This is a genomic window from Erythrobacter cryptus DSM 12079 (assembly GCF_000422985.1).
In the GTDB taxonomy this organism is placed as follows: Bacteria; Pseudomonadota; Alphaproteobacteria; order Sphingomonadales; family Sphingomonadaceae; genus Erythrobacter; species Erythrobacter cryptus.
The window spans coordinates 378,639-392,190 of the sequence record NZ_AUHC01000002.1; the positions used below are offsets into that span (position 1 = coordinate 378,639).

Genomic DNA, 13,552 nt, shown 5'->3' on the forward strand with positions numbered 1-13,552 from the left:
TCTCCTCGAGCTCTTTCAGGGTGTTTATACAGAGGCCTGGTCCGGTTGTCGATCGGATTCTTTCCCGCGCAGGAACGCTTCGAGCCGCGCGACGACGTCCTCGGCGCGCCCGATCTCGCACTGCCAGACTGTCAGGACGCGCCAACCTGCCGCTTCGAGTGCCGCACGCTTGGCTGCGTCCCTTTCCCGGTTCGCTGCGATTTTAGGCACCCAATACTCCGTGCGCGACTTGGGTAGACGCCCTTTGGCGCAGCCGTGACCGTGCCAGAAACAGCCGTGCACGAAGACGGCGGCGCGATGCTTCGGAAAGACGATATCGGGCGTGCCCGGCAAATCGCGACGGTGTAGCCTGAATCGCAGGCCGGCAGCATGCGCCGCCCTGCGGACCGCGCGTTCCGGCGCAGTGTTCTTCCCGCCGACTTTGGACATGAGTCGCGAGCGTGCTTCGACGCTCAGTCTGTCCGCCATGGCCTCCTCCGAACTCGCGCCGATATGAAGAACTTTGCAGGAACAAGCGGCAGGAGTCCAGACTGCTCCGGGCGCCAACCCGCCTCAGCCCCCGATGCTATCTTGCTGCCTGTCCCACTCCTCCGGGAACCCGTCCATAAGCCGGGCCAAGGTCACATCCGGCCCCTGCCTTCCGTCCAGGATCGCCTCGATGATGTCCGGCGCGAGCAACGTCAGCCGCAGAACGCGCGTCATGTAGGAGGGAGCGATGCCTTCTCGCTCGGCCAGTTCGGCGATGGTGGCGAACTCGCCCGATTCGAGCATGCGCTTCCAGCGGAAGGCGCGCGCAAGGGCTTTGACCAGAGCATCGTCGGGGCGGCGGGGCGCGGACGCGCCGTCGGGGAGTGCGATTGCCTTCCGCCCGCCGCGCCGGACGATGCGGAACGGGACATGGAGCATCACCGTGTCGGGGATGGGAACCCCGCGGGTCATGCGGCTTTCCCAATGCCGCCAGCCAGCATCTCGCGCGCGAGGCCGCCAAGGCCATCGACGCGCAGGCGGACATTCAGCCCATCCGTGCCGATGTCGACGCGTTCGACCAGCAGTGCGACAATCCGTGCCTGCTCGGCGGGGAACAGCTCGTCCCACAGTGGGTCCAATTGCTGCAGGGCCGCGCGGGCATCAGCCTCGGTGATGTCGTCGTCGTGGGCACGCGCCGCCTTCCATGTCCCCGCAACGATCTCGGGCTGGCGAAACACGGCGCGCAGCTGGTCGATGACGGCGGCCTCGATTTCACCCGCCGGCACGCGACCGACCGGGCAAGATCCTGCGCCGTGCTTCAGGACCGTCTGGCTGACGTAGTAGCGGTAGAGCTTGTTGCCCTTGCGGGTGTGCGTCGGCGAGAACGCTGCACCGTCCGGCCCGAACAGCAGCCCCTTCAGGAGCGCCGGCGTCTCCGCGCGGGTGCGGGCGGCGCGCTTGCGGGGGCTTTCCTGCAGGATGGCGTGAACCTTGTCCCACGTCTCGCGGTCGATGATCGCGTCGTGCTCGCCGGGATAGCTGTCACCCTTGTGGACGGCCTCGCCGATGTAGGCGCGGTTGTTCAGCATCCGGTAGAGGTACTTCTTGTCGATCCGGTTGCCGCGTGGCGTGCGGATGCCGCGCTTCGCGACCTCCCGCGCCAGTTCCGTGCCCGACCCGATCTCGAGGAAGCGGGCGAAGATCCAGCGGACATGCTCGGCGTGCTCGTCGTCCACGACCAGCTTCCGGTTCTCGACGCGGTAGCCGTAGGGCGGCACCCCGCCCATCCACATGCCCTTCTTCCGACTGGCGGCGACCTTGTCGCGAATCCGCTCGGCCGTTACCTCGCGCTCGAACTGAGCGAAGCTGAGCAATATGTTCAGCGTCAGCCGCCCCATGGAGGTGGTGGTGTTGAACGACTGTGTGACCGAGACGAACGTCACGCCGTTCCGGTCGAACACCTCGACCAGCTTGGCGAAGTCGGCGAGCGAGCGGCTGAGGCGGTCGATCTTGTAGACGACGACCACGTCGACCAGCCCGTCCTCGATGTCCTCCAGCAGCCGCTTCAGGCCGGGCCGTTCCAGCGTGCCGCCCGAGATGCCGCCGTCGTCATACTGATCGCGGACCAGCACCCAGCCTTCCGACCGCTGACTAGCGATGTACGCCTCGCAGGCCTCTCGCTGGGCATGCAGGCTGTTGAACTCCTGCTCCAGCCCTTCTTCGGAGGATTTGCGCGTGTAGACGGCACACCGCAGCTTGCGGACGAGCTTCGATTTTTCAGGCGGCTTCGTCATGTCCGCCCCCTGTGGTTCTTGAGCCCGAAGAACACCCAGCCGTTCCAACGTGTGCCGGTGATGGCGCGCGCGATGGCGGACAGCGACTTGTAGGGTCGCCCTTGCCACTCAAAACCGTCGGCGGTGACGGTGACCACTTGCTCGACGCCCTGCCACTCGCGTAGGAGGCGCGTCCCGGTGATGGGGCGGTCGCGATCGGCGCGGATGCCGCGCTTCGTCCTGTCGCCGCCGTCCAGTTCCTCGCCCAGCCGCTCAAGGCGCCGGATCGTCTCCGGCTTCAGCCCGCCATAGGCCAGTTCCTGGATGCGGTAGGCGATGCGGCTTTCGAGATAGCGGCGGTTGAACGGCGGCGGCTCGCCGTCGAAAAGGTCGCGCCACTGCTTTTTCAGGTCAGGCGTCGGCGTGGTCTTGAGCGCGGCGAGGCGCGCGGGGATGGGATCCTTGCTGGTCATGTGGTCTCCCTCGAGTCGGAAGTTGCATGACGGCATGGGCCTGCCGGATAGTGTAGGCGAAGTTCTCCGGTATCGTCAGAAGGCTCGCCTCGATCGCGCTGATGCAGCCTGACCAGCCCCAGAGCGAGAAAGGCGCACAACTCGGCGCGACGCTCGGCGGACGTCATCGCCGAAGGGGCGAGCGGGCTGGGGCGGCGAATGGGACCGGGATCGAACATCCTGATCCATCGGTGCAGTATTGCGCTGCGACCTGCGACCTCGGATTGGGTCACCCCGTGCCCGGCCGGAAAGGGTGAACCCCTTCGGTGTTGCAACACCTTGGTGGGTTGAGGGGTCAGGGCGTTCCCATTATGTTCGAACTGTTCCCAATCGATTCACGAGGCCCCACATGTCGCTGCAGACGCTCGATCGCACGCAATGGAGTTTTGCAGAGGCGCTGGCCCATGTGCAGACGGTGACGGTCGCCCGGCGCGCGGTGGAAGTGGCCAAGCTGCCGCCGAAGCCAGCGCCGGCATACCAGACCTGGAACGCGCCGCAGGATCCCACGGCGGGCTGGAAGGCGGAGGCGGAGACCGAGTTGCTCGTCGCGCTGCGGGACGGCGATCTTCTGGCGCAGGGGCGTTACACCGAGGAGCGGACGCATGGCTGGGGCAACGGCGGCAGCAGCAGCGGCTTCGGTCTGCATTCTGGTTACCACACCAGCATCCGCCCGGAGCAGTGGCGCGAGGGAACGTATTCGTTCGGGCGGCTGACAGCGCGAGATTGGGAATTCATCGATATCCGCGTGGCGCGGTTCCTCGTGAAGGCGATCTGGCCGGACCACGTGACCGCGGTCCGTCCCGCGACCGGCACCGACACGGTGCCCTACACGACGCCCTATCTCGAGCTGATGCAGACGGCGATTGCGAAGTTCGGAATCACGCCCGAGAACCAGGGCAAGAAGGACTGCCTCGTCGACTGGTTCCTCGAACAGCAGATCGAGGGCGAGCCGGTGTCGAACAAGCTGGCAGATGCCATGGCCACGCTGATCCGGTTGCCCTCGGCGCAGCGCGGTGGTGCCAAGCGGGTGCTGGGGCCCGATCTGCGCCAGACCGGATAGGATCGGCGAGGGCGCCGGCAAACGCGTTGACGAGGACAACGCGATTATGACTGCGGCTGACTTGGGTCCGTCCCGTTAGCCTTGCCCTCAATACGCCTGGTAAAGAGGCGGCCCCCGGACGCTGTGCGTCTCGATGAAGGGGTGAACCGTTCACCCCGTTCGCGCGGATGCGGGGTTACCCCGCTGATCGGGAACGGCTGCCAAGAGCGCTCCGGACCGGTCATTTGACCCCTTGGGGTCCACCCATGATCTGAGGTGATGTCAATGCCTTGCCGGAAGGGGTCACCCCTTTCCGGCGCGATGGTCTGCGGCCGGGCGGACCGGTTCCGACGTCGCGAGGGTGGCCGGAAGACCGGCAGAACCGGGGCTGACAACGCCCCTCATCCGGTTCCGCAGCCCCCGTGTCCGCCCGTCTCCGCAACCTCCTGCACCATGCCGCTGCGGCCCTCCGGCCGATCGGTCAGGACGCGCCCGATCGGCGGGGGCGGCGATGAGCGGGCGGGACTGGCGGGCCTTCGATGCCGAGTTGCGGGCGTGCGTGCCGGAGCTGGCGGTGGAGCTTCTGGGCAAGCCGACTTCCCGCGCAGGGCAGGAATGGCGCTGGGGCCGGAAAGGCAGCCTCTCGGTCGTCGTCGGCGGCGCGCGGGCGGGCATGTGGTTCGACCACGAGGAAGGCCGTGGCGGCTGGTTCCCGGACCTCGTCGGCCGCGACCTCGGCATGGCGCGCGATGATGCCACTGACTGGATTGCCGACCGGATCGGCATGGCGGCGCTGCCCCGACCGGCTCGCCAGCGGTCGAAACGAAGCGCAACGCCCGCCAACTATCCGGGCGAGCCGCCAACGGCATCGACCACGGCACCGGCGGAGACGTGCCCCGATGACGCTGCCGCGCCCGCGCCAAACCAGGCGGACGAAGCTGCCGTGCGGGCCACCCGGATCTGGGAAAGCGCGCGTCCCGCCCCGGACGAGCATCCCTATCTCGTCGCCAAGCAGGCCGCGCCTCTCGCCCTGCGCATGGACGCGGGCCGCCGGCTCGTCGTGCCGCTGCAGGACATCGACGGCCGGATCCACAGCGTGGAGTTCATCGCGCCGGATGGCGCGAAGCGTTTCCTCGCCGGCGGGGCGAAGAAGGGCCATTTCGCGGTAGTGGGCGCGGAGCCGGGACCGCTCCCGGAGCCTGGCGGCCCGCTCCTGATCTGCGAGGGCTGGGCCACCGGCGCGAGCCTGCACATCGCCACGGGTCATACCGTGATCGCGGCGATGGACGCGGGTAACCTGATGCCAGTGGCCGAGGCGCTGCGGGCCCGGTTCCCCGAGGCCGATCTCGTCCTCGTCGCCGACAACGACAAGAAGCCCGACCGCGACACCAATCCCGGCGTCGAGGCGGCGCGGAAGGTGGCGCTCGCGGTCGACGGCCGTCTGGCCGTGCCGGACAGCTCCGGCGACGCCAACGACCTGTTCTGCGCCGAGGGCTCAGCCGCCATCGCGGTACTTGTCGCCGGAGCGGCCCGGATCCCGCCACCACCGCCGACCTACCCGGCGCCGGTCCTAACGCCAGACGAGGCCCGCGCCAGCCTTGCCAAGGCGATCGCCGATTTCATGGCTGCGATCCCGGGCTACTGGGCCGCTGTCGAGGCTGCGCAGGAGGAGGCGAAGAACCCCGACACGGACCGCGATCCGCTGGATTTCAACATCGTGGCACGGGCGGCGCTGCCGCCGCTCCTCGGCCTGCCGGTCGACGTCGGCCTCGGCAAGACCTCGAGCGCGCGCGCTGCCATCGCTGAACTGATCGCCGCGGGCGGGATCGGCAAGCGCAAGGTCGTCTACGCTGTCCCGCGCCACGATCTCGGCGCCGAGCAGGTCTCGGCCTTCGGGGCGTTGGGCCTCAACGCCATGCTCTGGAAGGGCCGCACCGCGCCCGATCCCAGCGACGACAACCCCGACCAACTCATGTGCCTCGACCCCGAGGCGACTTTCGACGCGCTCGAGATCGAGCATCCGGTCGAGCAGAGCTGCTGCAAGGTCAAGAACGGGACGGAACTGCTTCTCTGCCCCTGGTTCCACGACTGCGGCTACCAGCGCCAGAAGCCGCTGGCGCAGGCGGCGCAGGTCATCGTCTGCGCCCATGACAGCCTCTTCCACATGAAGCCGCAGGCCATCGGTGAAGTCGGCCTTCTCGTCATCGACGAGGGCTTCTGGCAGTCCGGGCTGCGCGGTCTCGATGGCAAGGCCACGCTGACACAGGACGGGCTTGAGCCCGGCCGCACCTCGCTCACCTGCTACACCGGCAAGGGCAAGATGGATGTCGGCGCCACGGCCGACCTGATCGCCGCGCGGGAGCGGCTCTGCAAGGCGCTGCGGGTCACCGAACCCGGTCCTCTGCGCCTCGGCCTGCTGGAGGCCGTCGGTCTCACCCCGGACGACTGCCGCCAGGCCGCCACGCTGGAACGCCGCCGGATGCGCGACGCAGGCCTCCGCCCCGGCATGTCGCCGGTCGAGCGGCGCAAGCGCATCGAGGCGGTGCTGCCGCCCGCGGGCGAACCATGGGCGCCGCCCGGGCGTTGCGCCACGCTCTGGCTGATCCTCGCCGAGGCGCTGGAGAATGGCCACGACGCGGCTGGCGCGGAACTCGTGCACGGGATGACCGAGGCCGGTTCCGTCCGCGCCCTGCGCCTGCGCTGGCGCAGCCGCATGCGGACTGGCTGGGCGGCCCAGGCGCCGATCCTGCATCTCGATGCGACGCTGCGCCCTGAACTCGTCCGGACCTACCAGCCAAGGATCGACATCGGCGCGCCCGTCGCCGCGCGCCAGCCCCATGTCCGCGTCCGCCAGGTGACCGGCAGCCCGACCTCGGCCCGTGCCCTGACGCCCTCGGCCGACGCGCCCGATCGGGACCACAAGGCTGCCGCGACCCGGCTGCGCGACCTGCGCGCCTGGATCGACCTCCGCGCCCGGCAGTGCCATCGCCCCGGCGAGGCCATCGATCTGCTCGTGGTGGGCCAGAAGGCCGCCATCGACGCGCTCCGGTCGGCCGGCCTGCCGTCGCGGGTCGAGGCGGTGCATTTCAACGCGCTGAGTGGACTCGACCGCTGGGGCGGGATCGGCGGCATGGTTGTGCTGGGCCGCACGCTGCCCGCGCCGCGCACGGTGGAACTGATCGCCACGGCGCTGACCGGACGGATGCCCGCGCCGAACCAGGAAGACGCGGGCTGGTGGTATCCGATGGTGGAACGCCGTGTCCGGCTCGCAGATGACCGGACCGCGCCGCTCGCAACGGAGGAACACGCCGACCCCATAGCCGAGGCCGTGCGCTGGAGCATCTGCGAGGGCGAGCTGATCCAGGCCATGGGCCGCGGGCGCGGCGTCAATCGCACCGCCGCCACACCGCTCGAGATCGACCTGCTCACGGACGTGGTCCTGCCCGTCACCGTCGAAGCGCTGGTACCATGGTCAGAGCTCCGGCCGACCCGTCGTGACCTGATGGCGCTGACCGGCATCGTGCTCGAAAACGCCACAGACATGGCGGCCTGCTTCCCGGAGCTCTGGTCCTCTGCTGCCGCAGCCCGGCAGGATCGGTCGAGGAGTGTGACAAACTGCTATTATAGGGATCTCTATAATAGCCAAATGTCACACTCCTCCGTGGAGGTGACCTACCGCCCGGAAGGTCCCGGCCATCGTGCCCGCACCGCCCGCGTCGATCTCTACCGCATCCCCGACCCGGAAGCCTGGCTCACCAACCGGCTCGGGCCGCTCGCCGGCTTCGAGATGCGGCACGTGGCAGGCGCCGACGCCAGCGTGCCGGATCCCGCCGAGGCCGCGCACCTCGACACCCTCGCATCCCGCCTGACCGCCAGCATGCAGGCCGTGCTCGCCGCGCGCCGGGCCGCGCTCGATGTGCTGTCCATCCGGCTGGAGGCCGCGAAGCCCGACGCTCCAAGGCCATCCGTTCACCCCGAACCCACAGAGGAGATAGACGCATGATGTTCGACACGATGCGTGTCTACGACGCCGGGCGCTTCCACGATGTGGATCTTCCCGATTGGTATCACGAGGCCCAAAGCCTCAGCCAGACGGAACGCATCGATTGGCATTGCGCCCTCGAGCGTGTTCTCGATTGCGAATACACGCTGTTGACGGAGGACTGCACGGCCAGCACCGGCCTCGAAATCCGCTTCTGGCCGAGCGAGAGGAACGGCATCCTTGTCCTGATTGAGGACCCCCTTGGCCTCGTCGAGCAGGTCGTCATCCTGAACCCGACCGACTGGCTGCCGTTCCTGACGAGATACCTCGCCCCTCTGATTGCCACCTCGACGCAGAGTGCCCTGCTGCAGATGCAGGGCAGGATCGCCAACACCCTGATCGCCTGGGCGCGCCACGGCGAAGGCAGCCATGTCGATCGCGAGACTGGCCTCAGCCGGATCGACCTCGACAACGACCGCGATCGTCGCCGTGCCCAGCGAGCCCGCGCGGCCATGGAAAGAGAGCGGCAGGAGGGGCGCGCATGACCGGGATGGGGTTCATGCCGAAAGGCTATGGCGGCGAGCGGCGCGATCCGGACCGCGTGAAGCGCGACGGCTGGATGGAGCAGGGCGTGCTGGCAGTGGCAATCGACGATGACCGCCTCACATGGCCCGAGCGTGAGCTTGTCCGACAGCTGGGCGAGAAGCTCTATGGCCCGCGCCCGTCCGACAGGGAGGCGCGCCATGGCTGATCGCGAATGGACCGCCGACTGCGTTGCCGATCATTTCGAGGAGGCGTTCCGCACCCTGCGCAAGCTGCCGCCGGTGAAGGCGCAGGGCTACTTCAGCACCTGGCCCGACATCGTGCGGACGAGCCGCGAGATCGAGGCGATGGAGCCGCAGCCGATGCGGGTCTGGCCCTCGGCCGCCGCCATCACCCGGCTCGAGCAGACCTTCGACTGGGTGCTCTGGATCGAGGAGGCGGAGCGCAAGCTGGTCTGGTCCCGCGCGGCCCGTGTGCCGTGGAAGCAGATCAGCGGCGAGCTGGGCTGCGACCGCACGACCGCATGGCGGCGCTGGCAGCTGGCGCTGACGAAGATCGCTGCGCGGCTGAATGCGCAGTGACTCCAATTTGTTGCAACACTTTTTCCTTCGACATCTGCAACAGATCCATGCTATTCTGAAGGCAAGATGGGGAGAGTGCGCAGGAAAGCCCGCTCTCCCCTTTGCGTTGAATGGGGCCTTCTGGACCCCGGTATCCAGCGAGGGTCCGGCCGGGGTCCAGCCCACGGCAGTTTCCGGTTCCTCCCTGGCCGAAATCGTATGCTGGCGGGCGAGGCGCGGCGTATCGCTTGGCACAGGCCGATTTTTTGGGAAGCCACCCCTGCCAGACGGAAGCCACCGCCTGCCGAATGACACAAGAAAACCGCGTGATTTCCGTTGGATAGCCGAAGGCCCGGGCTGGCTTCCGGGTGGCTTCCTGCTGGCCTGCAGAATCCACCCGGAGTCCACAGGCGATCCACCGTGGAATCCACCGCAGGATCCACTCTCCCGTTCGCCCAATCGAGCAAGCTGCCCATCGGCTGCATGCGCGTCGAGGCTTCGGCCGCTGAGCCAGCCTGGCCAATCAGCGGCCACCAGCGCCGGTGCCGCCGCTCCCGCGTTCCTGACCCCTCATCGGTTCCTCTTATCCATGACCCTTGCCTTTGCACCCGACCGGATCGAGACGTGGCCGCTCGCGCGCCTCAAGCCCTATGCCGGGAACGCGAAGCAGCATGGGGCCGAGCAGGTGGCGAAGATCGCCGCCAGCATGGCCGAGTTCGGCTGGACCGTGCCCTGCCTCGTGGCCGAGGACGGGGAGCTGATCGCGGGCCACGGCCGCGTTCTGGCGGCGAGCCAGCTCGGGCTGAAGGAGGCGCCGGTGATCGTGCTCGGGCATCTCACGCCCGCGCAGCGCCGGGCCTACCGCATCGCGGACAACAAGCTGACGGAACTCGGAAGCTGGGACGAGGCGTTGCTCTCCGCCGAGCTGCAGGGACTGCTGGCCGAGGACTTCGATCTGTCGCTGGTCGGCTTCTCCGACGGCGAACTCGACAAGCTCCTCGCGCTCGACCCGGACGCAGACGATGAAGACGGCGGGGCTGGCGGCTCGTTTCCGCCGGTGACCATCCCCGAGCCGCCGCGCAACCCGGCCTCACGCAGGGGCGATTTGTGGATCCTCGGGCACCACCGTCTGCTCTGCGGCGACAGCACCAACCATGAGGACGTCCGCCGCCTGATGAACGGCGAGCGCGCCGTGCTCTTTGCCACCGACCCGCCCTATCTCGTGGACTACGACGGCGCGAACCACCCGACGCGGAACAAGGACTGGTCGCAGTCCTATGGGGTGACCTGGGACGACAGTTCGCAGGGCGCGGAACTCTACGACGGCTTCATCGCCGCGGCCATTGCCGAGGCGATCACCGAGGATGCCGCGTGGTATTGCTGGCACGCGTCCCGCCGCCAGGCGATGCTGGAAGCCTGCTGGGAGAAGGCCGGCGCCTTCGTCCATCAGCAGATCATCTGGGTGAAGGACCGCGGCGTGCTCACCCGCTCGCATTATCTGTGGAAGCACGAGCCCTGCTTCATGGGCTGGCGCCGCCCGCACCGTCCGCCGAAGGTCGCCGAGGAGACGCTGCCCTCGACCTGGGAGATGGCCGTGCCTGCCGGCGAGGAGCGCCCCGATCATCCGACGCCCAAGCCGGTGGATGCCTTCGCCATCCCGATGCGCCAGCACGTCGAGCGCGGCGGGCTGTGCTACGAGCCGTTCTGCGGCTCGGGCACTCAGATCATGGCCGGTGAGGCCAACGGCCGGCGTGTCTTCGCGATGGAGATCAGCCCGGCCTATGTCGATGTCGCGATCGAACGCTGGCAGGCCGCCACGGGCCGCGAGGCGATCCTCGAGGGCAACGGGCGGACCTTTGCCGAGGTGAAAGCCGAGCGGTTGGGCGACGGCACGGAACCCATGGCCGATACGCCGGACATGGACACCGCCCCTGAACCCGCGCGAAAGCGCAAGACCGCCGCGTGACATGCATGACTTGGCTTTACCTTCCTCCGGAGACGATTCCGGAGCGGGAGATGCGTGCCTGTTCGGCCTCTCCCTCTGCTCCGGCGCAGGCGGTCTCGACCTTGGGCTCGCCATCGCCATCCCCGGATATCGTGCTGTGGGCCATGTCGAACGGGAAACCTACGCCGCAGCCACTCTCGTGGCGCGGATGGAAGACGCGTCCCTGGATCAGGCTGTTGTCTGGGACGATGTTGGCACCTTCGACGGCCGCCCGTGGCGCGGCGCGGTGGACATCGTCACTGCGGGCTATCCGTGCCAGCCGTTCTCCGTCGCGGGCAAGCGCCGGGGTGCCGACGACCCACGCCACCTCTGGCCTCATGTCGCCCGTATCATCGGCGAGGTCGAGCCGCCCTTCGTCTTCCTCGAAAATGTCGCCCATCATCTCCGCCTCGGTTTCCCCGAAGTCGCCGCAGGACTGGTCGGCATGGGCTACCGCCTTGCGGCGGGCCTCTTCACAGCGGCGGAAGTCGGCGCTCCCCACAAACGCGAGCGTCTGTTCATCCTCGCCATTCGCGAGGGGGACGAGCTGGCCGACCCCGCGCGCCTGCTCTGGAACCCGGTCGAGTGGCGGGAACCGGACGGAACTGCTGCGGCTCTGGCCGACGCCCCGCGCCAGCGCCAACGAAAACCGGCAGACGAAGCCGACGCCCTCGCAGGCAGCGGGGCAGCACGGCATGAACCTCGCGACGACGGCCGCGTTGTGGCCGACGCCGCAGACCGACAGCTTTCGCAGCCGAGGTGGGGAAAGGAAGGACGAGAAGGGTCTGGACCGGATGGCGCGGGATTGGCCGACGCCGATGGCGAACGACGGCTGCAAGCCGAGCGCGGGCAACCGCAGGAGTGCCGACCTGACCCATGCGGCGGGGATGTGGATGACGCCGACGGCGCGGGATCACAAGGATGGGGCGACGACATTGGCGAACACACCGGTGAACGGCCTGCTTGGCCGCCAGGTCCTGGTGACGTCGATGGCTGGGCGCGATATCTCGCCATCGCCCCGGACCTTGAACCCGCTGTTCGTCGAGGCGCTGATGGGCTGGCCCACCGGGTGGACCGGCTTCGGCTCTGTGGCAATGGCGTGGTCCCGCTGGTTGCAGCGCATGCGCTGCGAACTCTGGCGGCTGAACTGCTGGGCGATGGATGAGGCAGAGGCATGAAGCAATCCCGCCTCATGTCGCTGGTCGAGTCCCTTGCCAACGTCGCCGTCGGCTACGGCGTCGCGGTCGTCACGCAGGTCCTGATCTTTCCGATCTTCGGCCTGTATGCGACGCTGGCGCAGAACCTGATGATCGGCGCCATGTTCACGCTGGTGAGCCTTGCGCGCTCCTATGCGCTGCGGCGGCTGTTCGAGCAGCTGCGGGAGCGCCAGGCGCTGGGGCAAGGATCGGCAAGGCCTGATCGGTCGGTGACATGACTGCCAACGGAACTCCCGCACCCATGGGCATGAGCGAGCGGCAATATGCGGCGCATGCCGGGATCTCGCGCGGCGCGGTGCAGAAGGCGCGCGCCGCCGGGCGGCTGGTGCTGCATCCCGACGGCTCGATCGATGCCGCCGCTTCCGATGTGCGCCGCGCCGAGGCCACCGATCCGGCCAGATCCCGCCGCGGCCCGGCAGAGCGCGTCAGGCCCGTGCCCGAGGCCGCCGTCGCCGCCGTGGGCGAGACCCTGCGCGAGCAGGGGCTGGCCGCGCCGCCGGCGAACAGTGGAATGACCTTCCTCCAGGCGCGCACCGCCAACGAGGTGCTGAAAGCCCAGGAGCGGCGCATCCGGCTGCAGAAGCTGAAGGGCGAGCTGGTTGAGCGCGCCCGGGCCGAGGCGCTGGTCTTCCGTCTGGCGCGCGAGGAGCGCGAGGCGTGGATCACCTGGCCGGCGCGGGTGGCGGCGCTGATGGCGGCCGAGCTCTCGGCCGCGTGCAGCGAGGAGGTGAACGTGGAGGTGGCGGCGATGCAGAAAATCCTGGAGGACCATGTCCGCAGCCACCTCGAGGAGCTTGCCGCCCCACGGGCCCCCGACCTCACCTGAGGCGCGCGCGGCGGGCGAGGCCTTCGCCGGCGCGGCTGACATCCTGCGCGCCTGGGCACGCGGTCTCGCGCCCGATCCGCTGCTCGCGGTCTCCGCCTGGGCCGATCGCCACCGGATGCTCGCCGCGCGCGCCTCGGCCGAGCCGGGGCGCTATCGCACGGCGAGAACGCCCTACATGCGCGAGATCATGGACCGGCTCGGTCCGCACGATCCGGTGCAGCGGGTAGTGTTCATGAAGGCCGCGCAGGTGGGCGCGACCGAGGCCGGCAACAACTGGATCGGCTATGTCATCCACCAGGCGCCGGGGCCGATGCTCGCGGTTCAGCCCACGGTGGAGCTGGCCAAGCGCCATTCGCGCCAGCGCATCGATCCGCTGATCGCCGAAAGCCCGGCGCTGCGGGAGCGGGTGAAGCCTGCCCGGTCCCGCGATGCCGGCAACACCATGCTGTCGAAGGAGTTCGCGGGCGGCATCCTGATCATGACGGGCGCGAACTCGGCCGTGGGCCTGCGCTCGATGCCGGCGCGCTACATCTTCCTCGACGAGATCGACGCCTATCCGGCCTCGGCCGACGAGGAGGGCGATCCGGTGAGCCTCGCCGAGGCGCGCTCGCTCACCTTCGCCCACCGGCGCAAGGTGCTGCTGGTCTCG

The 13,552-nt window shown here is 68.7% G+C and carries 14 protein-coding genes and 1 pseudogene; 11 read left to right on the forward strand and 4 right to left on the reverse strand.

The genetic code is table 11. The features are described 5' to 3' along the window. Positions 1–24: 24 nt before the first annotated feature. From G524_RS16520 to G524_RS0104705, 4 genes are all read right to left on the reverse strand, one after another. Positions 25–468 (reverse strand): very short patch repair endonuclease, encoded by a 444-nt coding sequence (locus tag G524_RS16520; RefSeq protein ID WP_084625049.1) that lies wholly within the window; start codon positions 466–468, stop codon positions 25–27. Between the two features lie 84 nt (positions 469–552). Continuing rightward, entirely contained in the window at positions 553–939 is a 387-nt protein-coding gene (locus G524_RS0104695; protein WP_027442673.1) for a hypothetical protein, read from the reverse strand. Beyond that, positions 936–2,261, reverse strand: a complete 1,326-nt coding sequence (locus tag G524_RS0104700) for a recombinase family protein (RefSeq protein ID WP_027442674.1) — start codon at positions 2,259–2,261, stop codon at positions 936–938. Before G524_RS0104700 ends, G524_RS0104695 begins: the two co-directional genes overlap by 4 nt. Continuing rightward, on the reverse strand, positions 2,258–2,713 hold the full coding sequence (locus G524_RS0104705; protein ID WP_027442675.1) for a DUF2924 domain-containing protein: 456 nt from the start codon (positions 2,711–2,713) through the stop codon (positions 2,258–2,260). Before G524_RS0104705 ends, G524_RS0104700 begins: the two co-directional genes overlap by 4 nt. Positions 2,714–3,101: 388 nt before the next feature. Here G524_RS0104705 and G524_RS0104710 point away from each other — a divergent pair, with 388 nt between their 5' ends. From G524_RS0104710 to G524_RS0104760, 11 genes and pseudogenes are all read left to right on the forward strand, one after another. Further along, complete coding sequence (locus G524_RS0104710; RefSeq protein ID WP_027442676.1) at positions 3,102–3,812, forward strand: hypothetical protein; 711 nt, start codon at positions 3,102–3,104, stop codon at positions 3,810–3,812. A 490-nt stretch (positions 3,813–4,302) separates the two neighbouring features. Then, complete coding sequence (locus tag G524_RS14985) at positions 4,303–7,794, forward strand: toprim domain-containing protein (protein ID WP_027442677.1); 3,492 nt, start codon at positions 4,303–4,305, stop codon at positions 7,792–7,794. Continuing rightward, entirely contained in the window at positions 7,791–8,318 is a 528-nt protein-coding gene (locus G524_RS0104720; RefSeq protein WP_027442678.1) for a hypothetical protein, read from the forward strand. Before G524_RS14985 ends, G524_RS0104720 begins: the two co-directional genes overlap by 4 nt. After that, positions 8,315–8,524 (forward strand): hypothetical protein, encoded by a 210-nt coding sequence (locus G524_RS0104725; RefSeq protein WP_245561290.1) that lies wholly within the window; start codon positions 8,315–8,317, stop codon positions 8,522–8,524. Before G524_RS0104720 ends, G524_RS0104725 begins: the two co-directional genes overlap by 4 nt. Next, positions 8,517–8,897 carry a DUF6362 family protein gene (locus G524_RS0104730; protein ID WP_027442680.1) on the forward strand — a complete coding sequence of 127 codons (381 nt, stop codon included), beginning with the start codon at positions 8,517–8,519 and terminating at the stop codon, positions 8,895–8,897. Before G524_RS0104725 ends, G524_RS0104730 begins: the two co-directional genes overlap by 8 nt. 568 nt (positions 8,898–9,465) lie before the next feature. Further along, the gene (locus tag G524_RS0104735; protein ID WP_027442681.1) at positions 9,466–10,842 is read left to right on the forward strand and encodes a site-specific DNA-methyltransferase; all 1,377 of its coding nucleotides are present in this window, start codon (positions 9,466–9,468) and stop codon (positions 10,840–10,842) included. Between the two features lies 1 nt (position 10,843). Then, a pseudogene (locus tag G524_RS17405) lies at positions 10,844–11,353 on the forward strand (DNA cytosine methyltransferase); the annotation flags it as partial. A 202-nt stretch (positions 11,354–11,555) separates the two neighbouring features. Further along, positions 11,556–12,038 carry a hypothetical protein gene (locus tag G524_RS17175; RefSeq protein WP_027442683.1) on the forward strand — a complete coding sequence of 161 codons (483 nt, stop codon included), beginning with the start codon at positions 11,556–11,558 and terminating at the stop codon, positions 12,036–12,038. Further along, positions 12,035–12,295 (forward strand): DUF7220 family protein, encoded by a 261-nt coding sequence (locus G524_RS14990; RefSeq protein WP_051220904.1) that lies wholly within the window; start codon positions 12,035–12,037, stop codon positions 12,293–12,295. Before G524_RS17175 ends, G524_RS14990 begins: the two co-directional genes overlap by 4 nt. Continuing rightward, positions 12,292–12,903, forward strand: coding sequence for a hypothetical protein (locus tag G524_RS0104755; RefSeq protein WP_027442684.1), 612 nt, complete (start codon positions 12,292–12,294; stop codon positions 12,901–12,903). Before G524_RS14990 ends, G524_RS0104755 begins: the two co-directional genes overlap by 4 nt. Next, a partial coding sequence (locus tag G524_RS0104760) for a phage terminase large subunit family protein (protein ID WP_211219284.1) occupies positions 12,848–13,552 on the forward strand: 705 nt, incomplete at its 3' end. The genes G524_RS0104755 and G524_RS0104760, both read left to right, overlap by 56 nt.

Coding starts and splice junctions, on each gene's coding strand:
- G524_RS0104710 (WP_027442676.1), top strand. CDS start 3,102: ATGTCGCTGCAGACGCTCGATCGCACGCAATGGAGTTTTGCAGAGGCG.
- G524_RS0104755 (WP_027442684.1), top strand. CDS start 12,292: ATGACTGCCAACGGAACTCCCGCACCCATGGGCATGAGCGAGCGGCAA.
- G524_RS14990 (WP_051220904.1), top strand. CDS start 12,035: ATGAAGCAATCCCGCCTCATGTCGCTGGTCGAGTCCCTTGCCAACGTC.
- G524_RS0104720 (WP_027442678.1), top strand. CDS start 7,791: ATGATGTTCGACACGATGCGTGTCTACGACGCCGGGCGCTTCCACGAT.
- G524_RS16520 (WP_084625049.1), bottom strand. CDS start 468: ATGGCGGACAGACTGAGCGTCGAAGCACGCTCGCGACTCATGTCCAAA.
- G524_RS0104730 (WP_027442680.1), top strand. CDS start 8,517: ATGGCTGATCGCGAATGGACCGCCGACTGCGTTGCCGATCATTTCGAG.
- G524_RS0104700 (WP_027442674.1), bottom strand. CDS start 2,261: ATGACGAAGCCGCCTGAAAAATCGAAGCTCGTCCGCAAGCTGCGGTGT.
- G524_RS0104705 (WP_027442675.1), bottom strand. CDS start 2,713: ATGACCAGCAAGGATCCCATCCCCGCGCGCCTCGCCGCGCTCAAGACC.
- G524_RS17175 (WP_027442683.1), top strand. CDS start 11,556: ATGAACCTCGCGACGACGGCCGCGTTGTGGCCGACGCCGCAGACCGAC.
- G524_RS0104725 (WP_245561290.1), top strand. CDS start 8,315: ATGACCGGGATGGGGTTCATGCCGAAAGGCTATGGCGGCGAGCGGCGC.
- G524_RS14985 (WP_027442677.1), top strand. CDS start 4,303: ATGAGCGGGCGGGACTGGCGGGCCTTCGATGCCGAGTTGCGGGCGTGC.
- G524_RS0104695 (WP_027442673.1), bottom strand. CDS start 939: ATGACCCGCGGGGTTCCCATCCCCGACACGGTGATGCTCCATGTCCCG.
- G524_RS0104735 (WP_027442681.1), top strand. CDS start 9,466: ATGACCCTTGCCTTTGCACCCGACCGGATCGAGACGTGGCCGCTCGCG.